The organism is Alteromonas sp. C1M14, from assembly GCF_018860965.1.
In the GTDB taxonomy this organism is placed as follows: Bacteria; Pseudomonadota; Gammaproteobacteria; order Enterobacterales; family Alteromonadaceae; genus Alteromonas.
This window is the reverse complement of sequence record NZ_JAHKQF010000018.1, coordinates 80,499-101,266: the sequence shown is the minus strand read 5'-3', so window position 1 is coordinate 101,266 and position 20,768 is coordinate 80,499. Positions and strand designations below refer to the sequence as shown.

Genomic DNA, 20,768 nt, shown 5'->3' with positions numbered 1-20,768 from the left:
CCATGAAGGCATTTGATCTGTCAGGAAAAACAGCATTAGTTACCGGTGCCAATACCGGCATTGGTCAGGGTATCGCAATTGGGCTTGCTGAGGCTGGCGCAAACATTGTGGCCGTAGGCCGTACCCCTGCTAACGACACCCAGCAGCGCATTGAAGCGTTGGGCCGCCGCTGTGTGCTGGTAGAGGCAGATTTATCAAACTGCGCTGGCGTAGAGAAGATTGTCGATAAAGCCGAAACCGAACTGGGCGCGGTGGATATTTTGGTAAACAATGCGGGCACCATCAAACGCAACGACGCCTTAGATTTTACCGAAGAAGACTGGGACACGGTAATGGACGTGAACCTAAAAAGCCTGTTTTTTCTTAGTCAATGTGTGGCTAAGCGTATGGTGGCCCAATCTCGCCCAGGTAAAATCATCAATATCGCGTCTATGTTGTCATTTCAAGGCGGCATTCGCGTGGCGTCATACACCGCCAGCAAAAGCGGTGTGGCGGGGCTAACAAAGCTTATGGCGAACGAGTGGGCCACAAAAAATATTTGCGTAAATGCCATTGCCCCAGGTTACATCGCCACCAACAACACCGCCGCATTACAGGCCGATGAAAAGCGTAACAGTGAAATTGTGGGCCGTATTCCAGCCGGACGATGGGGAAGCCCTGATGATCTAAGCGGAGCGGCGGTTTTCTTAGCCTCTACCGCCTCTGACTACGTGCATGGCACTGTGCTAGCGGTAGATGGTGGCTGGCTAGCTCGCTAATTTTTTGCCCTACATAGCGAATCGATATCTTGACCCTAAAGCCGGGTGAAGCCGGCTTTAGGTAGTCAACCCTAAGTAATTAGATCGTGCATCCAGTTAAGCGATGGCAATTGTCGGTCGGGCTGATAAAACAACCGGTTAAGACGGCCTAGTAGGTTTACTGGGCGGCTAGGATCGTGAGACTTCACCCTGTGTAAACTTTCTGATTGCACAAATTCCCAAGGCTGCAAATTCAACGCTTCAATTTCTTCGGTGGTAACACCCATGGCTTTTATTGTCGAAAGGATCCGTTCGGTTTTACTTTCGATAAGGGGCACAATAGTGTCGCCATAAAACTCTCTTAGGGGCGCATTGATGGCTTCTAAGGTATGATTAATGGCTCGCCACACATCGTCATGATCAAATTGCCATTGGCGCGGCGCGTAATAACCTTCAATTTCCCATTCTAATTCGGCATTGCTTACTGCAATTGAGCTTTCGGCCATTGGCGAGAAGGATAGATCCGGTTTTGCACCAATATTGTATGCATCCACACTCAAGGCGACACAGATAATTAGGTCGCCACATACGGCCGGGTTTTGATACAAAGCCTCAAAAGCCGCGCGCTTAACCCCCATCCAACCATGCACTCGGGCGGGTTGTTCAACAAAATGCCGCACATCGTTTGGTAAGTCTTCACCGTAGCGATCAATAAGTAACGGCAGCGGGTTTTGATCTGGTGCTTCGTCGGGCATCCATACTTCGTACTCCTGACGGTTATCAGCCTTACCCCGACTTTTGATGCCGTAAGATAAATTCACCGGCCGACAAATGCTGCGATCTTCATCTACCCGATGAAAATACTCTGAACGCATACGCTTTATAAAGGGAGCATCAAGACCTGCTAAAGCTGCGGTAGGATAGCGATAGCCAATTTCACTGTGGGTAACCATAGTTAACGACGGTATAGCGTTGGCAAGTTTTGATTTTACCCCGGCTAAGTCATGCACACTGGGTAACACAATACTGCGCTCGGGTTCGATGGTTAATCGGCGCCCCTGTTCGTCCACAAACTTAGGAGTTTTGTGAAATTGATAGTCTTTCATACCTAAACCCGCCACCGCCTGATGCCGGTATTGGGCCAACTCAGTAAACAACGCATTATGATTGCGTATATGTTTGAACAACGGACGATTTAGTGTCATATCACAACTTCCCTCAGTAAACTAAAGCCAGTGTGCCATAAAGGGCACAGCACAAGAAAGCATGTTCAGCTCCTTTATGCTTTGCTATGGGGTTTACCCTTTAAATATTGCTGCCTAAATTGTAAAAAATAATGCTGTAGCGATGCGGCACAGGCGTGTTCGCCAGCAAGTTTAAGAATTTCCACCCCCACTTCGGCGGTACATAATTGATGAGCATGAGACGCTTCTCGAAGTGCATAGCTAGACAACTGTTCAGGTTGAATGCCTAACACCGGAAACGCTTGTAGGTAAGCGCTCTTTCTAAACATTCTGCCCGCTTCGCGCCAAGTACCATCTAGCATAATAAATAATGGGGTTTTGCCCATCACTTCTGGCACCGCAGAAATGCACCGTTGCGCCGGTGCCGACTCGTGAGGAAATATAACAATGGGCTGATAATGGGGGCTGTCTAACAACGCTAATAAATCTGGCTGAGGGGCAGTACGAGACCATACAAAGGCAAAATTGTGTTTGCATACATCGGCAATCAGTCGACCGGTGTTTGATGGTTTATAACACTCCCCTTTGGCCATTAAAAACACAAAGGCACTATTGGCCGACGGAGTGGGTCGAACAGCGCAGATGCAATTAAGCTGGGGTAATAAACACCCTTCACAGCGCACCACCTTGCTGCCTCGAGTAATAAATGGGCGGGTGGAGGTGGCCAGTTCTTGCAGGCGCAAAGCCATAATAGAGTTATGCAAATTGGTATAAGGATCCGAGTAGCAGAAAGCGAAGTGTACGCAAACCTGCGCCAAGTTGCGACTAGAACGTTACCTTAAAGCCGGTAAAGCCAAATAAGGAATCGTCTGGATAATCACCGGATGTAAGCGCCGCGCCTTTATTTAAATATGCGCCCCCCATGGCCACCTGCAGTTGTTCATTCACTTGATATCGCCAGCGCGCTTCTAGTTGGTGTCCAATAAATTTATCGTCTGACGTAGTGGTTTTTAAATACCAAAGGGCTTTATAGGCCACCATAATATTGTGTGCGCCTGTTAACTTGGTGACGCTTCGTATTCCCCCTGCTAGCAGGTTTCTGCGAGGAAACGCTTGGTACACGTCGGTGGGGCCAAAATCGAAACGACGCACACCATATAAGGTGTCAAAGTCGTTAATGGTTGTATCTGCGCCATTGTTATCACCACTGGCCAGATCCAACTCTGCCCGCATGAAGGTGTTATCACTCACAGGTTTGCCTATATCGGCGTGGACCATCCAAGCCCGCACTGTTTTATCGAGGGTATCGGTGGCCGCTTTAGTTTCTCTCGCCGTACCGGTTTGACCGACAACCTCCACCGTGCCCTTCCACTGCGCAAACGGGGTATAGGCATAGTTTACAGAAAGGGTGTAAAGGTCTCGGTTTTTGGTGGCCAAATTGGGCCCGTCGGCTTCTTTTAACCAATAGTTTTGAATGGCCCATTGGTTGTTAGGAGAGGTAACATAAAAGCCATAAAAACGGCGGCGGCGATCACTTTTATCGAAGGCTCTGTCGTTATTATCTAGGCTGTCGGCATCGGTAGGTAGCCGGCTTACTGGTAATAAATAAAACCCGCGCACCTTCCAATTATGCCAATGCGTATCAATCATAATGCCATCAAAGGCATTCGCCGTATTGCGATAAATCCCTTTTGCTAGCAAACGGCGACTACCGTGATCCACGGTCATACGCCCGGCTGTAATGGCGCTTATATTCTCGCTCACATTGCTATAGCGAATATAAAACTGCAGGGGTTCAAACGTGTTTACCTGGTTCGACGTTAAACTGGGGTCATTGTCATCTAGCATGGCCCGCGAGTCCTGCAGTTGTGCCACACCTTCCCAATGCCCATAGCTTATACGCCCGTTAACTAACAACCGAGATGATAACCGTTGGTTGGTTTGGGTTCTGACTTCAGCTGTGGTGGGAAAAATAGGGTTATTTAATGACTCATACCGTAAACGATAAGACCCCCCTAGGGATGTGTCTAAATCCTGCGCTAAAATTTGGTCGCAAAACAGGGTGCCGATCACGGCCAATATAAACCGTAATTGGGCAATTGGTGCTTTCATCTCGTTCTCTCGTATTGCCGGTGCCATAAAGCGGCCACTAAGCTATGGAGAAAGAGTATAGAGGTTGATTTTTATTCCCGCCTTTGAACTTTTAGCCAATATAAGCAGCAATAATTGCGTCCTTGCGCGAAGAAATTCAAGCCGTTAGGCCGTTGCCGATTTAACGCTATGCCAAATCACCTTACCGATGATCTGACGACGGGGAACCCAGCCAATTTCGGCGGCAGAAATAGACTCGGCAATATTATCGCCACCTAAAAAATAGCCTTTATTGGGTTCTACAGACAACACCCGTTTGACTAATTTGCCACGGTTAGGACAACGAAATACCACCACATCGTTCACATCCAGTGTCCATTTTCCTGGGCTAAACACCAACACAAAGGAGCCGGGTGGCAGCGCAGGCATCATGCTGCGCCCAGCCACTTTCATCACACTTAGCATCAGTACAGTTTAGGGTAAACCACTTGTTCTGCCGGTGGATATGGGCACGTTGCCTGTACGGTTTGGACCCCTTTTGAGTGCCAAAAGTAACCGGCAAATTGGTTCACCAAAGCCAGTAACTGTAAAGACTTGTCTCTATCCACATGCTGTTTGCAGGCTGAGCCTGCCATCATGATATTGTGCACCAAGTCATGCACATCAGGATATTGCTCGATTTGCGGCGCTTTAAAATAGTCGCCCCATATTACGCGCACTTCCTGCTTTACTTTTTCCGCATGAATTTCTTTTTCTCTGACCAAACGCACCAGTTGTGCACCATTGTCAGCCGATAACTCGTTAATGAGATCCGTAAATCGGATCACACTTAAAGCGGCAAGCTGAGCACTAATAGGATCATAAATTTTGCAGGGAATATCACAGTGAGCACTGACTTTTTCAAAGCCCACGTGGTTATCCAGCTTGGTTAATAGTTGATGCAACATGACTTACCCTCTGGTTGCGCGATTACGCTGTATTGCCTTGTAACCGGCGTATCCACAGGCTGCCGCGGCTGCGGTTAACGAGGCATAAAACAACACATGCAAGATAACGCTTGTCCAGTGATGATGATCATGCCCCGGATGAGCATATAGAACAGAACTAAACATTGCCGTGACAATGACTAGCTGTAGTCGCAAAAGAAATCGTTTATTCATGATCTACTCCCTTTGTTCAGTGCAGGGGCCCATAGGCATATTTTCTGTCGTCAGGATTTTCGGTGTTGAAAGCCGGGCCACCGTTATCTTTCTGTACACCATATCGCTTGTTAAATAGATAGATTTGTTCAGACGCTAACCGTATTCCCCACAACACCACTTCGTGGCAGGGGTTCGCCTTTGCCAACTTAGCAATTCGGCTACGGGCTTTGTTCAGTGTATATTCGGCCAAGTCGATGTTCTTTGCCGTTTCGTAAAGATCGGCAAGGTTGTGATAACTCACAAGCAATGCGCCAACCGTGGGTCGAAGATTTGGCTCTAGCGCAACCATAGCTTGGGCCAGCTCAATGGCTCTTAAATATTTCAGGCGGGCGATGTCTAGCTCTCCCGCCATATAGTCTCGGTTGCCATCTAAGATCACTTTCTCCCAGACAAGGTATTTGCGATGGCATTCTAGGCTAAGTACGCTAAGCATGTAGCACCGTAATTTCGCCATACAGCACATCGAAAAACAGATTGTCGAGACGGGATTTAACTGCCACTCGGTACTCATGCAGCCCAAGCTTTGCGTACGCCTGGCACAATAAATCGGATAAGCACTCTAACTTTCGCTTAAACGTGACATTTTGCCCTTCGTCTAGCTCATAAAGGATGGCCGCAATATCAAAGGCACACCCTAAGTAAGCGATGGCTTCACGAATTTGACCGTCGACAAAAAGCATAGCGCCCTGATATTCGTCTCTAGCGAGAAAGTGAACAGCTTCTTCCGGGTGGCTATAAACCCACTCCGAATGTTTGGGACATAGAAAATTTACCTTCATATGTAATACCTTCTGCTGACTGTTTTAGGGTCTGACCGGTAAGAGCGCCCAACCTACATTGCGTTAACGGGTCGATGTTTATACATCGTTCAATATCTACATTAGACACTAAAAACCAACAATGCAAATGATAATTGTTACTATTTACGGAATTATTAAGAAGCTGACGGTATGATAAAACCCATGGTTTAAGGCAGGCGGTAACTGTGTTCGGACTTTGCAGAAAAAACACCTCTAGATACTAATAGTAATAATTACCATTTACATAAACCCTTAGGCTTATGTATACTCTGATAAAAATTAAAATAAAATATTACGTCTAAAAGACGTGCTCCCCTTGTTATCAATTAGCGATATGGATGCTTGGCTGTGCCTAGGATTATGGGTGTGGTTACGCGCGCTAAAGGCAGTGCACTTACAACAACCGGCATAAGGCAACATGGCCTTTGTCAGTAAGTTAGCCGCTAAAACGTGTTTTAAGAATTAATAGTTAATTACAGGAAGTTCACCATGCTTTTTCTTTTCATGGCATTTATATTGGCGCTTTCAGGTACCGTATTTGTTTACCTAACCAATCGCCAACAACGCATTCTTGTGCGCCCCCTTCCCCACTTATACCGCTTTGTCGGTTACGCCCAACTTGGCATTTCTTTGGTGTGTTTTTTATTGACCCTTTCTGTCGCCTCTGCTTTTTTCACCTGGCTATCGGCATTGATGATCACCTTAGTTGCGGTGCCCTTTGTGTCACTCGTTAAAGCAGGAAATCCCACCTGATGGCTCGTTTAAGTGCAGACCAAAAAATTCAACCTCACTGGTGGTCAAAAACCATCGCCAGCGCAGTCCTCGGCTTAACCTTGGCCTTTGCCATAATAGGTTTGTTTGCCTGGTATGGCCCAGGAGGCATTAATGGGGCGAATAAAAACCAGTTTAATATGTGGATGATCAGCCCTATTTGGCTAGCTATTATTTCATTTTCGTTTTTGTTTAGAACCGGCACCCGGGCGTTTCTTTTCCTTGGCGGGGCAAACGTCATTTGTTGGGGGCTATTCGTGCTTTTAAGGTATGTACTATGAAAATACGCAGTGACATTCTTCGCATCTATCAGTCGGTACATACCTGGACGGGGATCACCACCGGGCTTGTACTGTTTATCGCCTTTTTTGCCGGCGCCCTTACCATGTTTCAAACGCCCATTACTCAATGGGCCATACCGACAACCCAAACCTTGCCTCAGGTTTCCTTGGCCGAAAAAGACACCCTGATTCAATTAGCGGCATCGGAAAATGAAACAGTAAAACGCGGTTTTACCATTAACCTTGACGATAACCTTTCGCCAATGACTTGGGTTGAACAAGGTGGCGGTCGCGGTTTGCGTATAAAAGATGAAGTACGCCAAGCCTCCTTAAATGAAAACGGTGATTTGATTACTCTAAGCACGCAGCAAAATGTTTTAGGTGATCTAGTGGATTGGCTGCATCGCACCGCAGGAATTCCCGGCAAAGCAGGGCACGAAGATCTTGGCGTGGTGATATTAGGGGTGGCGTCGGCCTTGTATTTTGTTGCCTTGGTGTCGGGGGTGATATTTCTTTTACCCACCTTAGTGAAGCACTTTTTTGCTTTGCGCCAGAAAAAAGGGTCAAGCCGTTTTTGGCTAGATACACATAATTTGTTGGGGATCACCAGTCTGCCGTTTCATTTAATGATTGCATGGACTGTGGTGGTATTCGCCTTTCACGATGTAATGTACGACGGATTATCTGTTGTTTATGGCGATGAACCCATGTTTAGCCCCATGCCCAGATCGTCACAAACCCAAGATATTAATACCTTACCGCCCCTATCTACTTACCTGCAAAAAGTGGCCGATACCACCGACGGATACACGGTAAAAAGCCTCACATTTAGCAAATTAGAAGGCCCTGGGGCTTCACTGCGCATAAACGTTGTTGGTGATGGAAAAATACAGCGGGCAGCAGAATCAGATATCATCACAATGGATCCTTATACAACCGACATTATCTATTCCACCCTCAGTACTGAAGAAAACGGGTTATATGGTGCCCTTGTCACTAGCTTTTTCTCGCTGCACTTCGGCAACTTTGCTAACGATGCGGGTCGCTGGATTTATTTTATCTTAGGGCTAATGGGCGCCGCATTGTTCTACACCGGGAACTTGCTATGGTTAGAAAAGCGACGTAAAAAGCAACCTGTTCAGTCTCGCTCTAATCGCGTGATGGCCAACCTTACCGTGGGCGTATGCTTAGGCTCGGTATTCGGTGTAGCGGCCTGCATGCTGTCATCTAAATGGTTGTATTTATTCAATCAAAGCATAAACCCCATGTACCTCACTATTTACTATGCGGTGTTCTTTTTCGCGATTGTGTATAGCTTTTGGAAAGGCGCGGCACTCAGTGCCATCCACCTACAGTATGCCTTAGCGATAAGTTGCGTCGGGGTTCCTGTTACCAGCCTTGTTATGTTCTTGGTATCTAATAACGAAGCCTGGTCCGTCACCACACCAGGCGCTATAGGAATAGAAGTAGGGGCGATTGGGTTTGCGTTACTGTTTTTCTATGGCGGGCGAAAAACCACACAACGGGCTTACCAAGGGGATAAAAATAGCATTTGGTTTATTGCTAACAACGCCCCCGCGCACCTGGTCGGTAATAACATAACACCGTCCAATGTACGCTAAGAGAGTAATTGTGAAAGGATAGAAATGCCACCATTGAAGGTGTGGAACTGGGATCTGATTGCTAGAATCTAATCGACGCCCATACCTTTACAAAAGACGGTGGCGAAGGGATATTCATTCAGTACTTGTATGTCCGACTAAACGTACCACAAATCCAAATGTAGCGGCTGTACCTCCAGCCAACATTAAAAACACAAGTGCTTCCATCGTTCGACTCCTAATGTAGGTTGTATATGTACGGCCTTGCTGTTGATTCCAGAGACTGCGGAATACCTGCATACTGCGTTGTCTTTCTTTATTATGATGTAACTATACTCATCAAACCCTCATAATGCAAATGATAATTATTTCCAATTAGAAAATACGATGGCGTTTATCGCTTTCTTATCGGCGCAATTTAAGGGCAAAAATGTGAGAAATGACGGCCTAGCATTATTAAGCTTGGCTACATAAAAGACAAAGCTATCTTACAAAATGCTTTGACAAAGCAAATTTTGGTCACTATATTTGGTCTTACATTAATTGCGACCAATTTTACGGCAAGCAATTAGCCACGTAAGGTTTTGTTCTCGTCCCCCATAGCGGCAAAAGCATTAGGTGGCATTACGCTGTATAAGAAGGGTGTTACGTGCTTCGAGGCAATCAATGAAAAACGACGTCGACCTCGGTTTTCATTTATAGGATTCGGTACATACCGCCTAACGGTTGCATTAATTGAACAATAAGAAAACGCAATTCACGTGCGTACCCTACGTAAGTAACAGGCTTCTTTATGAAGCCTGTTTTACTTTTAGGGGTTTATTTACTGAGGTGAGAAATAGAATATAAGCCTCGGGTCTCATCGGTTTTACGCTTAATTTCTTCCAGGGCTTTTGCCTCGCTGGCATCAAATAATGCATTGATAAGACGATTAAAGTGATTGTGCATGGCTTGTCTGGCAGCGGATGGGTCGCCACTGGCAATGGCTTCATAAATACTAGTATGTTCTTTTAGTCTTTGTTCGCTGCTTTGGGAGCACACCTCACCGTAAGACGCGATGATCTCAGGTACTGTTTTTCTTAATTCCCATAAATTTTCTACCGATAAAATAATGGCATTATTACGGGTTGCCGCAGAAATGACTTCGTGGAACTGTTGGTCGGCAGCATCGGCCTGTGCCGGCACACACATGTCTTCCAACGTTTGCTTTAATACCGCTAGCTCGTCAGGCTGGATGGTTGCGGCGGCAAGTGCTGCGGCCTCCCCTTCTACCAATGCCCGTGCCTGAGTTAACTCAAACGCACTGATGGGTTTTGCCACTCGGCTAGCCGCGCCTTTATTGACAACATAGACACCAGAGCCTGTTTTCACTTCAATACGTTCCCGTACTTCCAGTGCAATGATGGCTTCTCGTATGGTGGGGCGACTTACATTGTAGGTTTCAGCTAATTCCCGTTCGGGTGGCAACCGACTACCTACAGGATAAACACCTTGGTCTATTAAAGCCTCTAATTTATCAACGATGTTCCAGAATAGCCGGCGAGCTTTCATTACTCTCTACCTTTTTAATATTTTTTTATTAATTGTAACAGCAGGCGCAATTGTAGCCCGAAGTTTAGCCAAGCGCAAAGCCTCCTCGCCCTGTTATGAAGGCTTTCCAGCGGTTTTTTTCTACTTAAAAGTGCTCCCATTTCATCGTCTTTCGGTGAATAAGGTGGATCATTGTTACCAAATAATCTAAATTGGTCATTACTGACTGTCTTACACAGATCGCATGGCGATGTACCGCACCAGAATCCGTAATGCGGTACTTCCTTGCCGTAATAAATAAGTAAAACAGCATTTATCTAATTAACCAAAAAGAGTAATTCACTATGTCTAAAAAAGTGGCTTTAATCACCGGCGCTACTGGCGGCATCGGTTTTCAGGTTGCCAAGCGTTTAGGAAATGATGGCTATACCGTGGTGCTAAATGGCCGAGACGATGAAAAAGGCGCCGCCTGCCTGGCTGAATTAAAAGACGCGGGTATAGACGCCGAGTACGTCAGCTTTGATGTTACCGACGATGAAGCGGTGAATAAGCATGTTGCGGCTATTGGCGACAAATACGGTTATATCAGTGTTGTGGTAAATAATGCCGGTGGCCTTGGCGGACGTAGCTCCATGGAAGAAATGTCTACCGAATTTTACCGCTCGGTGATGGCGCTTAACGTCGACAGTGCGTTTTTTGTATCCCGCGCCGCCATTCCTTATCTGAAAAAGACCACCGGTGGCTCTATTATTAATTGCACCTCTAATGCCGGCTGGAATGCAGGCGGGCCTGGTGCAGGTATTTATGGTGTATCAAAAGGTGCCGTGCATGTGCTTACGCGGGCGCTAGCAAAAGAACTGGCAGCGGCGGGTATTCGAGTTAACGCTGTGTCTCCAGGTACCATCGACACCCCGTTCCATGCGCAAATTAAAGCAACTAAACCTGAAGTGTTTGCATCGTGGAAAGACAGCATCTTGCTTGGACGGTTAGGTGAACCGGAAGAAGTGGCGTCGGTTGTGGCGTTCCTCGCTAGCGATGATGCCTCGTTCATTACCGCAGAAACCATTCAAATTGGCGGTGGCCAAGCGCTAGGAATTTAAATTCCCCGCTCATTTTTGTTGTTAAGCCAAGTAAGCAAACGCCCTTGTTTACTTGGCTTTCTTTTTTGTTGTGTCCTACCCCGCTTGCGTCAGCAAGTTTAAGAAATACGAAAACAACTCTGAATTTGACCGCAAGTTTAACTTCGCATAAAGCTTAGCCCGGTGCACCCGTTCGGTACCCGGCGAGATACAGAGTTTATCCGCCGCCGATTGCGACGAATACCCCATGATGATCAACTTAGCAATTTGCCGCTCTCGACTGGTGAGACGTTCAGCCTCAAAATTTTCTAATAAGTGATTTACACGGTCAGAGACCAGACGGGAAAGGGGTTGAGGATGAAGAGTTTGACGCAACACCGCCATTTCAATGTGTTTGGCAATTAAACCAATCACAAGCCCTTCCACACCCTGCACCTGCTGTATTTCGTGTTGCTCAAATACCTTACTTGGCGAATGCCGTCCCAAACTAAACTGCATATAGCCTGTGGCGCCTGTATCGACGAAAAAATACAATAAATCTTCAATACAACTGGGCCGATAATACGCATCATACATTTGCGACTGTTTGAACCCTGGCGGCATGAGTTTAGACCACGGATACAGACCATCAGGATAACCATTTACAAAACCCTGATAAGCGGGGCTGATCACGTAGGCCCCATCTAAAAATCGGGCGCAGAAAATGGCTTGTTCGGTTTCGGTAAAATTGGCAAACAATAGTTCTGGCGCATTCCCCTTCTTATATAAAATCGCAGAGGCACTGTCGAAATTGATCACCGTGGCCAAATACACCAGCAACGCTTCGTAAAAGTTCGGCTCGCCAATGGCCATAATTAATGCCGAGATACCCTCAACATCTTGGGCGACAGCGGGAATGTGTGACTGCTTCATGGATGTGCTCTACATGTCATCTTTGTGTGTCATCAGCCATTTTCTGAACTGACGGATGGCATAGTCTTCTTGACGTTCTTCATCATAGAGTATGTAAAAACGCTGGTCTGGGCTAAAACTTTGCTCACAAGCTAGTATAAGATCGCCGTTGATGATGTCTTCTTTAACTAAGTATTCCGGTAAAATAGACACCCCAATATTGTTCTTTACCGCCTGTAACAGGTAAATAAAGTAATCAAAATGCTGCCCACCAATCATAGAAATTTCTTTTTCCGTTAATCCTGCCTTTAAAAACCATTGGTCCGTGGTAGAACGGGCGCTACTTTGATGAATAAAGTCGAAATTGGCCACTTCACGCATGGTTTTAACGGCTTTGCGGCCTCTTAAATAACGTGGTGTACACACCGCCAGGTAGGTTTCCTTTCGTAGAGGCTCGGCAATGTAATGTGGCCAGTCGGCGTCGCCCCATAAAATGGCAAAATCGCAGCGGCGGGTATTACGGGTAACCGATTCATAATCGGTGCCCAAATCGATTTCGATATCCGGGTAATTGATGTAGAACTCATTGAGCTTTGGCATTAGCCACGCAATGGCAAAAGTGGGTTCGGTAACCACTTTAAGCTTTACCGCTTGCTTAAATTCGGTGTTCGAAGAAATCTTCTGGGTAACGGCATTTAAGCTGGTAAGAATTTTATGTACTTCTTCGGCATATTGTTCGCCCACGGGGGTTAAAATAAGCTGGTTGTCTTGCCGATAAAACAATTTACGACCAATGAGGCTTTCTAGGTTTTTTACCTGTCGGCTTACTGCACTTTGCGTTAAATGAAGGGCTTCACCCGCGTAGGTCATATTTAAATGATGGGCCACAGCATCAAAACACTGAAGTGAAATAATACTCGGTAATTTTCCTCTCATGGCGTGTCTCTCTATGCACTAACAATAGCAAATACCCTACTACCACCCCATGGGAAACAGCATCGTTTGGCCGCATTTCTAGTACATAAGGCTGCAAAACAATCAGGGTACAAAATCAGTGTGACACAGGCTATTACATTTTGGAATAGCACTAGGAGTTTTCATTGTTTGCCGCGAAAAACCCTCATCAATATAGTGAAGAAAGTAATGATATTAAATCGTTTCTACTTTTCTCCATAACACGTTGAATCATCGGTATTTTCAGCATTCATTTTGAGTTAAAGCATGAACACCGCGAGTTACATACACAGGTAGCTTTAAAAGGCATTCATCAGCACACTCACAACAGAGATTTTATAGTGTTAGATATTAAAACGAATAAAAACCCCATATGGGAACATATCATTTTGGCGCTAATTGGTTCCTTTGCTGCCAGTGTTATCGAGTTTTTGCCCATCATGGTGGGGGCGGTAAGTGATTATCTTGATGCCTCGCCCGATGTGGCAGGTTTTATTTTCATGAGTAATTTTCTTGGTATTGCCATTGGTACCCTACTCTCCATTATTGCCATGCGACATATGAGTTTAAAGCATTGCACGTTACTGGGGATCACCCTTATCTCCCTTGCTGAACTCTGGTCTGCATTCATACTTAGTACCGATATTCTCGCCATCGTAAGGTTTATTTCTGGTATCGCCTCCGGCCTAATCAGCGGCTGCGTCGCTGCTGCGATTACGTTATTTCCCAGACAAAAGCGAGGCTTTGGTTTATATATGCTGGGCATGTTTGCAGCCAGTGGTATTGGCCTGTTTATTCTACCGTTTATTATCGAGGTTCACGGCACAAAAGGGCTTTTCATTTCGTTAGCTGCACTAGGACTTGTCTCACTTTTGTTATTACAATTTCTACGCATTCCCGCTACCACCAAAACCACTTCAAGCCACAATGTCACCCATCAGAAAATCGCAAACATAGCCTTGGTTACGCCACTATTGGGTTGCATTTTATTTCTCATGATAGGCGTAGGCGGTTCTTGGGCATTTTACGAAAGACTGGGGCTCGCTTGGAACCTAGATATTGACGATATTATATTCGTATTGTCAGTAAGCGCCGTCTGTGGGTTTGCAGCCTTTTTTGTTGAATCCAGTGAAAAGTTACTTAAAAGCCAATATTTGATTCTGATTGGTGTGCTAATAACATGGCTTTCCATCGTCTTTTTATCTACCGGTAATAAAGGGTTTTCATTTTATACCCTCAGCTTATTTCTTACCGGAATAGGCTGGGCATATACCGTACCTGTCATACAGGGAAAGCTGGATCACATAAGTAAAGGCAATAAAAATATCGCCGCCTTGTCCATGCTCATGTATTGGTGCGGTCTTTCTTTCGGTTTATGGGTCCATGGTTATATTCTCAATGCCACCAACAGCTTTCAGATTACTCTATTTTCATGTGGCGCATTTTATACGTTAAGCCTTCTGTGCTCACTTTACGTGGTTTATTCCACCACCTTAAAAAACCAAGTTCTTGCAAAAAATGCTATTTAAATTGTTATTAGCAACAATGAATTAAGGGGAGTTAAGACTTTGTCCCAAAATGATAAAAAAGTAGCCATTGTGCAAATCCCATCCGCCATTTTAGATTTAGCGGAAGGAGTACGACGAGCTGAATTGGCTATTCGTGAGGCAGCAGAAAACGGTGCTAGCCTTGTCGTATTTCCTGAAAGCTGGTTAACCGGTTACCCCGCTTGGGTGTTTGATCTTGCAATTTGGGATGATGCAGAAGCAAGGTATTGGCATGGTAAATTTCTTGAGCAATGCCCAACAATTAACTGCGACAGCTTGTTGCCTATCAGACAAGCTGCGGCAGACTGTCATGTGAATGTGTTACTAGGTTTAAACGAACGCGCCCGCCCACATGCAGGGTCCATTTATAACAGCACCTTGTTAATTGGTACTAAGGGTGAAACCCTTAATGTTCATCGAAAATTAACCCCCACTCACACAGAACGCATTGCTTGGGCCCAAGGCGATGCCTCAGGTCTAAAAGTCACTCAAACCACCAGCGGCAGAGTCGGATCCCTCATTTGCTGGGAGCATTGGCATCCATTAATGCGCCAAACAATGCACTTTCAAGATGAGCAAATACATATTGCCTGCTGGCCGGATATGGCAGACAGTCACATTGTGTCAGTAAAGCATTATGCCTTTGAAGGACGATGTTTTGTTGTCTCGGCAGCCCAGTATTTACGTGCCGACGATGTTCCTGAAGCACTAAGAGCAGCCTATCGAAAAGGATTGGGGGCCACAGGGCCCGTACTTGAAGATGAAAATCTCTTTTTTAACGGCGGTAGTGCGGTTGTCGGCCCGAATGGAGAATGGGTTGTTGAACCACTTTTCGACCAACCCGGTATCCTTTACGCCAATATTGATATAGATGAAGCCAATCAATACAAGCATGATTTAGACGTGGTGGGTCATTATTCACGTAGCGATGTATTTCAGTTATCCGTGAATCGCACGGAAAGAGAAATTGTGGCGTGGAAAGACGACGAAAGTACAAGCCTATTAGCAAAGTAAGTACTTACAAAATAGTTGTGGAATTGTTATGGCTTTAAAAGACGTTTTAGCAAAAAGCTCCGTATCGCTGAATAACTGGCAATTAAACCGTAAACTGGGATTACGGCAATTACAGCACATTTTGCCCGATTTAATGAGCGTAAATGCCAGAACAACAAGGCCCTTAACAGCCTCATATGACAAAGTCCTTGCCGCACAACCTCAGCTAAAAGCGTTAAGCGAACAGCCTGACATTGATGGTTTTGTTGTTCTAAAAGGCAGCCATATCGTGTTTGAACACTATGCTGATGACTTTTCTCCATCCAGTTTACATAGTGCACAATCTGCAACCAAACCTGTCAGCATTTTGTTGCTGGAAAAAGCGATTTTAGCCGGACGGATCTCGATTCACGATAATGTTGAGCAATATATTCCTGAAATAGGAGACGGTTTTCACGGACGCTCGGTGAAAGACATTATGGGCATGAATGTACTACACGAATTTAATGAAATGACGGCCTATACCGCTCCTGCGGGTAGCCGCCTTGAACAGATTCGTTTTGCCGATGAAAGAAGCTTTGGTTACTTACCGCTTAATGAGCATGCGCCTATCTCTCGACGAGATTTTGCCAAAAGCCTTAAACGTTTACCGCACCATAGTAGCAATGAAAATACCCACAATACTATGGTGTACGCCACCATAAATACAGAAGTTAGCGGGTGGATCCTTGAGCGGGCAATGGATAAGCCATTGACGGCTCAAGTCAGGGAACTCATGCACCAAATTGGCGGTGAGGACACCGTTTATATGTCAGTTGATCATGAAGGCATACCAAGTATTGGAGCCGGACTTATCCTAACAACCCGTGATTTTGCCCGTTATGGCATGTTGTTACGTGATTGCACTTGTTTACCCGCAGCGCGCAAAGAAGCCATCACAAAAATGCCAAACTCTTCTAATAAATATAGCTTGTCTTTAACCGTATCCGAAACCGGTTATTCACACTCAGGCTGGGGAGGACAATATCTTTTTGTTTGCCCTAAAACAGATATCGTTGTCGTGGTTTTTGGTGGCATAAACGGTGACGACCCCATGCCAAAATCCTACTTTGACAATCTTGAATCGATTACTGCAGCCATTGTTGCCTATTACAATCGTCCTTAACCCACACATTAGCGAAGTAAGTTATGACTATCTCACATTGGCAAGTAACAGTACCGGACGTCACTTTTGGTCCAGGTTCAGTAAAGCACACCCTAGATTTGTTAAAGCAACAAGGCTTATCACGGCCTATGTTGGTCACCGACGCTGGAGTGCTTACACAACCTTTCACGAAAGCCCTCATCGCACAATTGGAAGCCAATCATTTTCTCGTCAGTACCTTTAGCGAAATCAAAGGTAACCCCACCAAAAGCAATGTGGATTTAGGGGTAGAATATTTACAGAGCGCCAACAGCGACAGCATAATTGCCCTTGGTGGTGGAAGTGCTATTGATGTGGCTAAAGCCATGTCTTTGGTCGCACGAAATAAAAAAGATCTGTGGCTATTTTGCTACTTTGAAGATCCTGACACCTTACCTCAACTCAGCGCTAGCGATGATTTTGTCCCTATGATGATCATACCTACAACCGCGGGGACAGGCTCCGAATTATCAGGAAGCTCCTGCGTAATCACCGACGAGGTGCGCGGTCAAAAACGGGTGGCTTATCACCCTAGCCACTTTCCCTTTGCTGTCATCGCAGATCCTGAGCTACTGATCTCCCTACCTAAACATCTTAGTGCCTGGACCGGCATGGATGCATTAACTCATGCCATTGAAGCCTACTGTGCACCAGATTTTAATCCACTATGCGATGGCATCGCCCTTGAAGCGGTGCGGTTGTGTTATGAGCATTTATCAGAAAGTGTAAACAGCATCGATTTATTACCCGGACGCACACAAATGATGGCCGCGTCTTCCATAGCAGCAGTTGCATTTACGTCAAAAGGTTTAGGCGCAGTCCATTCCATTGCCCATGCCCTTGGCGCACTGCTAGATATTCATCATGGGCTGGCAAACGCCGTTGTATTACCGTATGTGCTTAAATTTAACCTTTCTGTAATAGCACCAAAACTGACAAGATTAGCCAACTTATTAGCATTACCGGACAGAACCGCTAAGGGCTTTATTGCTTGGATAGAGGAATTGCGCCAACAACTGGCCATTCCTAACACGCTAAAAGAAATACATGTCAAACCCGAACAACTGCCTCACATTGCTGCTTTGGCATATAAAGATACCGAGCATCAGACCAACCCTGTGACGATGAGTGAGGCGAATTTTCTCCACATCTTGAAAACCGCTTTTTAACACGCTAACCAAGACAAAAAAATTTGTGTTCATCGAGTACTCAAATGGGGAATCCCTCATTTGAGTGTTCGACACTTCTCTTATTTTACTGGCTATTTTTCATTCTTTTATAAAACGTAACACCATCCTATTTACCATAACCCACAGCGAAGCCTTTGTTCTATCGCACCATTCCATTTTGGAATAGCACTAGGAGTTTTCATTGTTTGCCGGTTAAAAAGCACCTCCCTAGTATGGATAACAGCAGATAAAAACAGAAAAGCTGTACCACTGATAACAAGACTACATTTTAGGGAATATTTTGATGTTTAAACCACACAAATTAAGTATTGCTATTTGCTGTGCTTGCCTCGGTTCACCATTACCGAGCATGGCTCAAGCACAAGCAGACGAAGAAGCTGAGCAAGCGTCAAATACTAATGCAATAGAGACTATTTCTGTAACCGCCACCCGCCGAGAAACCACCATTCAGGAAGTACCGTACAGTATTTCCGCCTACGGTGGAGAAGCATTGGCTGATGCAGGCATTACAGATTTTTCTAGCTTAGCCCGCGCGATCCCCGGTCTTGTACTGTCCGATGTTGGTCGCGGCAAGAATGGGATTTCTTCAGGCATTATTATGCGTGGTTTAAACCTTACCGGTGGTGCCCAAGAAGATTTCGCCATGACAACAGATCCGGTGGTTTCCATTTATTTAGGTGAAACCCCCTTATTCGCCAACCTAGAATTACGTGATATGAACCGTATCGAGGTGCTTAAAGGCCCCCAATCGACCCTGTATGGTTCAGGTTCATTAGGCGGCACCATGCGCTATATTCCAAACAAGCCGGAATTTGACGAAATCTCGGGTAATGTAAAAGCTAAACTTTCCTCTACAGACGGTGCCGGTGATGTAAACCACGATGTGGAATTAACCCTCAACCTACCAATTACCGATAACTTCGCCATTCGCGGCGTGATCATGCAACTGGAAAATGGCGGTTATATCGACAGCGATTACATTGCCGTACTTGATGATAATAAGCAGCCCACCGGTGAATATAGCAGCGCCAAAGACATCAACGATGAAGAAGTGCAAATGGCACGGATTTCGGCTCGCTGGCTACCGACGGAAAATACCGAAGTGTTGCTTTCGTATAACCATCAAAAAGATAATGTTCAAGGTTCCACTGCCTCATCTGAAGGGCTAGATGATTATCAGTCTGCCGCAAAAATTATCGAACAGTTTGAGCGGGAAACCAGTGTTACCTCACTGGTTATCGAACACGATCTGGGCTTTGCACAAATCACCTCTGCCACCTCCATTACGAATAACGATGCCGAAAGCATCTATGACCAAAGCTATAACTATGGCTATTCTTCGTGGTGGGGTCCATATTATGTATCCTATTATGGTTATACAGGCGGAACCGCGCCAGCGACGGAAGTTATTGGCGGTGAAAAAGCCTTTAGTACTGATACCTTCACCCAGGAATTACGCTTAACCGGCTCAACGGACAATGACATCGACTGGTTAGTGGGCTTGTACTACAACTCAGTAGACTTTGATGCCGAAGCTTACGATATTGTATACGGGTTGGATGAAGCCTTTAATATCACCAACCCTGTAAGTCAGGATGTGGGCTACGCCAACATTCAGCATACCGAATTTGAAGACTACGCCATCTTTGGTGAAGTAACCTACTACCCCACTGACGACTTAAGCATTACCGCAGGTTTACGTTATTTTGAGCAAACCTTTTATGCCAAGCAGGAAGTGTTATTGCCCGCTTGTGAAGAGTTTTGGTATACCACTTTAGGCTTCTTTACCTGTGGCGACACCGAAAACGCGGGTACGGATCCTAGAGGTTATGCCGCTGGCGAAGATGAAAAAGACTTCAATGACTTGCTTTATCGCTTCAATGTGGCCTACGACATTGACCTCGATACAAAAGTTTACCTGAATATTTCACAAGGCACGCGTCACGGTGGCGCAAACGGCTTACCTACCACAGGCATCTTTGCCGAAAGTGAAGAATACTTATTCTTTGAACCAGATAAAACCACCAACTATGAAGTGGGCGTAAAAGGCAATCTGTTCGACAGCAGCGTTTACTACAGTGCAACGGCATTTTACATCGACTGGGAAGATCCTATCTTGCTGGTGCAATCACCCAACGGTGGCTTCCCAGCCATGATCAATGCCCAAAGTGCAGAATCAAAGGGTATTGAAATTGAAGTGAATGCCCAGCTTAGCGATAGCTTTAAGCTTAACGCCGGTTATACCTATACCAGCGCAGAACTAAGTGAAGACTTTATAGTGGCTGATGGTACCTATGGTGGCGCTAAAGGCGAATCCTTACCCGGCATTCCTGAACAAACCTTGGTGAGTACCCTCATTTACACTCAACAAATGAATAAAGGGACACTGACGGCTCAGTTAGGCGTGTCTTATAAAGACAGTTTTGTTACTGGCTTTGATTCTCCGTCTATTTTCTACGAAACAGGCTTTGATGAAATTCCTTCCTCGACGTTGTGGAACGCCAGTGTGCGATACAAGCAAGACAACTGGTCTGTCTCTGTGTATGCCGACAACCTGTTTAACGCTGATGATCCCACCGCTTCCGATGGTGATGGCAAGTACATCATTGATGAGTCTGCAGGCGAAAGTAAAGCCGGTGAGCAATACGACATTGCCCAACTAGGTGATCAGCTTTACCGCGTAAGACCACGGACTGTGGGTATTTCAATGAGCTATGCTTTTTAATCGGCCTTT

General features: G+C 45.7%; 21 protein-coding genes. 10 read left to right on the top strand and 11 right to left on the bottom strand.

Features of this window, described 5'->3' with window-relative positions:
- The first annotated feature begins 2 nt into the window (after nucleotides 1-2).
- Entirely contained in the window at nucleotides 3-758 is a 756-nt protein-coding gene (gene kduD / locus KO501_RS16935) for a 2-dehydro-3-deoxy-D-gluconate 5-dehydrogenase KduD (RefSeq protein ID WP_216030874.1), read from the top strand.
- 71 nt (nucleotides 759-829) lie between these two features.
- Here the strand turns inward: kduD and KO501_RS16930 are convergent, their stop codons facing one another.
- The 8 genes from KO501_RS16930 to KO501_RS16895 form a co-directional block, all read right to left on the bottom strand.
- The gene (locus tag KO501_RS16930; protein ID WP_216030873.1) at nucleotides 830-1,942 is read right to left on the bottom strand and encodes a hypothetical protein; all 1,113 of its coding nucleotides are present in this window, start codon (nucleotides 1,940-1,942) and stop codon (nucleotides 830-832) included.
- Nucleotides 1,943-2,016: 74 nt separating this feature from the next.
- The gene (locus tag KO501_RS16925; RefSeq protein ID WP_216031124.1) at nucleotides 2,017-2,670 is read right to left on the bottom strand and encodes a DTW domain-containing protein; all 654 of its coding nucleotides are present in this window, start codon (nucleotides 2,668-2,670) and stop codon (nucleotides 2,017-2,019) included.
- 76 nt (nucleotides 2,671-2,746) lie between these two features.
- The gene (locus KO501_RS16920) at nucleotides 2,747-4,033 is read right to left on the bottom strand and encodes an alginate export family protein (protein WP_216030872.1); all 1,287 of its coding nucleotides are present in this window, start codon (nucleotides 4,031-4,033) and stop codon (nucleotides 2,747-2,749) included.
- 144 nt (nucleotides 4,034-4,177) lie between these two features.
- Nucleotides 4,178-4,465: a S26 family signal peptidase gene (locus KO501_RS16915; protein ID WP_216030871.1), complete on the bottom strand. Its 288-nt coding sequence runs from the start codon at nucleotides 4,463-4,465 to the stop codon at nucleotides 4,178-4,180.
- 11 nt (nucleotides 4,466-4,476) lie between these two features.
- The gene (gene sodN, locus KO501_RS16910) at nucleotides 4,477-4,959 is read right to left on the bottom strand and encodes a superoxide dismutase, Ni (RefSeq protein ID WP_216030870.1); all 483 of its coding nucleotides are present in this window, start codon (nucleotides 4,957-4,959) and stop codon (nucleotides 4,477-4,479) included.
- Nucleotides 4,960-4,962: 3 nt separating this feature from the next.
- On the bottom strand, nucleotides 4,963-5,172 hold the full coding sequence (locus tag KO501_RS16905; protein ID WP_216030869.1) for a hypothetical protein: 210 nt from the start codon (nucleotides 5,170-5,172) through the stop codon (nucleotides 4,963-4,965).
- Between the two features lie 16 nt (nucleotides 5,173-5,188).
- Nucleotides 5,189-5,668: a hypothetical protein gene (locus KO501_RS16900; RefSeq protein WP_216030868.1), complete on the bottom strand. Its 480-nt coding sequence runs from the start codon at nucleotides 5,666-5,668 to the stop codon at nucleotides 5,189-5,191.
- Nucleotides 5,640-5,993, bottom strand: a complete 354-nt coding sequence (locus KO501_RS16895; protein ID WP_216030867.1) for a hypothetical protein — start codon at nucleotides 5,991-5,993, stop codon at nucleotides 5,640-5,642. Before KO501_RS16895 ends, KO501_RS16900 begins: the two co-directional genes overlap by 29 nt.
- Nucleotides 5,994-6,503: 510 nt before the next feature.
- Here KO501_RS16895 and KO501_RS16890 point away from each other — a divergent pair.
- Genes KO501_RS16890 through KO501_RS16880 form a run of 3 tightly spaced genes read left to right on the top strand, consistent with a single transcriptional unit; the run spans nucleotide 6,504 to nucleotide 8,688 of the window.
- Nucleotides 6,504-6,767, top strand: a complete 264-nt coding sequence (locus KO501_RS16890; RefSeq protein WP_216030866.1) for a hypothetical protein — start codon at nucleotides 6,504-6,506, stop codon at nucleotides 6,765-6,767.
- On the top strand, nucleotides 6,767-7,066 hold the full coding sequence (locus KO501_RS16885) for a hypothetical protein (protein WP_216030865.1): 300 nt from the start codon (nucleotides 6,767-6,769) through the stop codon (nucleotides 7,064-7,066). The genes KO501_RS16890 and KO501_RS16885 overlap by 1 nt, the downstream gene beginning before the upstream one ends.
- A complete protein-coding gene (locus KO501_RS16880) occupies nucleotides 7,063-8,688 on the top strand; it encodes a PepSY-associated TM helix domain-containing protein (protein WP_216030864.1) in 1,626 nt (541 codons plus the stop codon). The genes KO501_RS16885 and KO501_RS16880 overlap by 4 nt, the downstream gene beginning before the upstream one ends.
- 798 nt (nucleotides 8,689-9,486) lie before the next feature.
- On the opposite strand, the gene KO501_RS16875 is transcribed toward KO501_RS16880, so the two are convergent.
- Nucleotides 9,487-10,218: a FadR/GntR family transcriptional regulator gene (locus KO501_RS16875; RefSeq protein WP_216030863.1), complete on the bottom strand. Its 732-nt coding sequence runs from the start codon at nucleotides 10,216-10,218 to the stop codon at nucleotides 9,487-9,489.
- A gap of 323 nt (nucleotides 10,219-10,541) precedes the next feature.
- Here KO501_RS16875 and KO501_RS16870 point away from each other — a divergent pair, with 323 nt between their 5' ends.
- Nucleotides 10,542-11,297, top strand: coding sequence for an SDR family NAD(P)-dependent oxidoreductase (locus KO501_RS16870; RefSeq protein WP_216030862.1), 756 nt, complete (start codon nucleotides 10,542-10,544; stop codon nucleotides 11,295-11,297).
- Nucleotides 11,298-11,372: 75 nt separating this feature from the next.
- Here KO501_RS16870 and KO501_RS16865 read toward each other — a convergent pair whose 3' ends face one another.
- Both KO501_RS16865 and KO501_RS16860 read right to left on the bottom strand, forming a co-directional pair.
- Complete coding sequence (locus tag KO501_RS16865) at nucleotides 11,373-12,188, bottom strand: LuxR C-terminal-related transcriptional regulator (protein ID WP_216030861.1); 816 nt, start codon at nucleotides 12,186-12,188, stop codon at nucleotides 11,373-11,375.
- 9 nt (nucleotides 12,189-12,197) lie between these two features.
- Nucleotides 12,198-13,103 (bottom strand): LysR substrate-binding domain-containing protein, encoded by a 906-nt coding sequence (locus KO501_RS16860; protein ID WP_216030860.1) that lies wholly within the window; start codon nucleotides 13,101-13,103, stop codon nucleotides 12,198-12,200.
- A gap of 359 nt (nucleotides 13,104-13,462) precedes the next feature.
- Here KO501_RS16860 and KO501_RS16855 point away from each other — a divergent pair, with 359 nt between their 5' ends.
- The 5 genes from KO501_RS16855 (at nucleotide 13,463) to KO501_RS16835 (ending at nucleotide 20,759) form a co-directional block, all read left to right on the top strand.
- Complete coding sequence (locus tag KO501_RS16855; protein WP_216030859.1) at nucleotides 13,463-14,650, top strand: MFS transporter; 1,188 nt, start codon at nucleotides 13,463-13,465, stop codon at nucleotides 14,648-14,650.
- Between the two features lie 39 nt (nucleotides 14,651-14,689).
- Nucleotides 14,690-15,682 (top strand): carbon-nitrogen hydrolase family protein, encoded by a 993-nt coding sequence (locus KO501_RS16850; protein ID WP_216030858.1) that lies wholly within the window; start codon nucleotides 14,690-14,692, stop codon nucleotides 15,680-15,682.
- Between the two features lie 28 nt (nucleotides 15,683-15,710).
- The gene (locus KO501_RS16845; RefSeq protein ID WP_216030857.1) at nucleotides 15,711-16,826 is read left to right on the top strand and encodes a serine hydrolase; all 1,116 of its coding nucleotides are present in this window, start codon (nucleotides 15,711-15,713) and stop codon (nucleotides 16,824-16,826) included.
- A gap of 23 nt (nucleotides 16,827-16,849) precedes the next feature.
- Nucleotides 16,850-18,013 (top strand): iron-containing alcohol dehydrogenase, encoded by a 1,164-nt coding sequence (locus tag KO501_RS16840; RefSeq protein ID WP_216030856.1) that lies wholly within the window; start codon nucleotides 16,850-16,852, stop codon nucleotides 18,011-18,013.
- A gap of 304 nt (nucleotides 18,014-18,317) precedes the next feature.
- Nucleotides 18,318-20,759, top strand: coding sequence for a TonB-dependent receptor (locus KO501_RS16835; RefSeq protein ID WP_216030855.1), 2,442 nt, complete (start codon nucleotides 18,318-18,320; stop codon nucleotides 20,757-20,759).
- Nucleotides 20,760-20,768 lie beyond the last annotated feature (9 nt).

Coding starts and splice junctions, on each gene's coding strand:
- kduD (WP_216030874.1), top strand. CDS start 3: ATGAAGGCATTTGATCTGTCAGGAAAAACAGCATTAGTTACCGGTGCC.
- KO501_RS16905 (WP_216030869.1), bottom strand. CDS start 5,172: ATGAATAAACGATTTCTTTTGCGACTACAGCTAGTCATTGTCACGGCA.
- KO501_RS16865 (WP_216030861.1), bottom strand. CDS start 12,188: ATGAAGCAGTCACACATTCCCGCTGTCGCCCAAGATGTTGAGGGTATC.
- KO501_RS16860 (WP_216030860.1), bottom strand. CDS start 13,103: ATGAGAGGAAAATTACCGAGTATTATTTCACTTCAGTGTTTTGATGCT.
- KO501_RS16930 (WP_216030873.1), bottom strand. CDS start 1,942: ATGACACTAAATCGTCCGTTGTTCAAACATATACGCAATCATAATGCG.
- KO501_RS16870 (WP_216030862.1), top strand. CDS start 10,542: ATGTCTAAAAAAGTGGCTTTAATCACCGGCGCTACTGGCGGCATCGGT.
- sodN (WP_216030870.1), bottom strand. CDS start 4,959: ATGTTGCATCAACTATTAACCAAGCTGGATAACCACGTGGGCTTTGAA.
- KO501_RS16880 (WP_216030864.1), top strand. CDS start 7,063: ATGAAAATACGCAGTGACATTCTTCGCATCTATCAGTCGGTACATACC.
- KO501_RS16845 (WP_216030857.1), top strand. CDS start 15,711: ATGGCTTTAAAAGACGTTTTAGCAAAAAGCTCCGTATCGCTGAATAAC.
- KO501_RS16900 (WP_216030868.1), bottom strand. CDS start 5,668: ATGGCGAAATTACGGTGCTACATGCTTAGCGTACTTAGCCTAGAATGC.
- KO501_RS16885 (WP_216030865.1), top strand. CDS start 6,767: ATGGCTCGTTTAAGTGCAGACCAAAAAATTCAACCTCACTGGTGGTCA.
- KO501_RS16890 (WP_216030866.1), top strand. CDS start 6,504: ATGCTTTTTCTTTTCATGGCATTTATATTGGCGCTTTCAGGTACCGTA.
- KO501_RS16840 (WP_216030856.1), top strand. CDS start 16,850: ATGACTATCTCACATTGGCAAGTAACAGTACCGGACGTCACTTTTGGT.
- KO501_RS16875 (WP_216030863.1), bottom strand. CDS start 10,218: ATGAAAGCTCGCCGGCTATTCTGGAACATCGTTGATAAATTAGAGGCT.
- KO501_RS16920 (WP_216030872.1), bottom strand. CDS start 4,033: ATGAAAGCACCAATTGCCCAATTACGGTTTATATTGGCCGTGATCGGC.
- KO501_RS16915 (WP_216030871.1), bottom strand. CDS start 4,465: ATGAAAGTGGCTGGGCGCAGCATGATGCCTGCGCTGCCACCCGGCTCC.
- KO501_RS16895 (WP_216030867.1), bottom strand. CDS start 5,993: ATGAAGGTAAATTTTCTATGTCCCAAACATTCGGAGTGGGTTTATAGC.
- KO501_RS16925 (WP_216031124.1), bottom strand. CDS start 2,670: ATGGCTTTGCGCCTGCAAGAACTGGCCACCTCCACCCGCCCATTTATT.
- KO501_RS16835 (WP_216030855.1), top strand. CDS start 18,318: ATGTTTAAACCACACAAATTAAGTATTGCTATTTGCTGTGCTTGCCTC.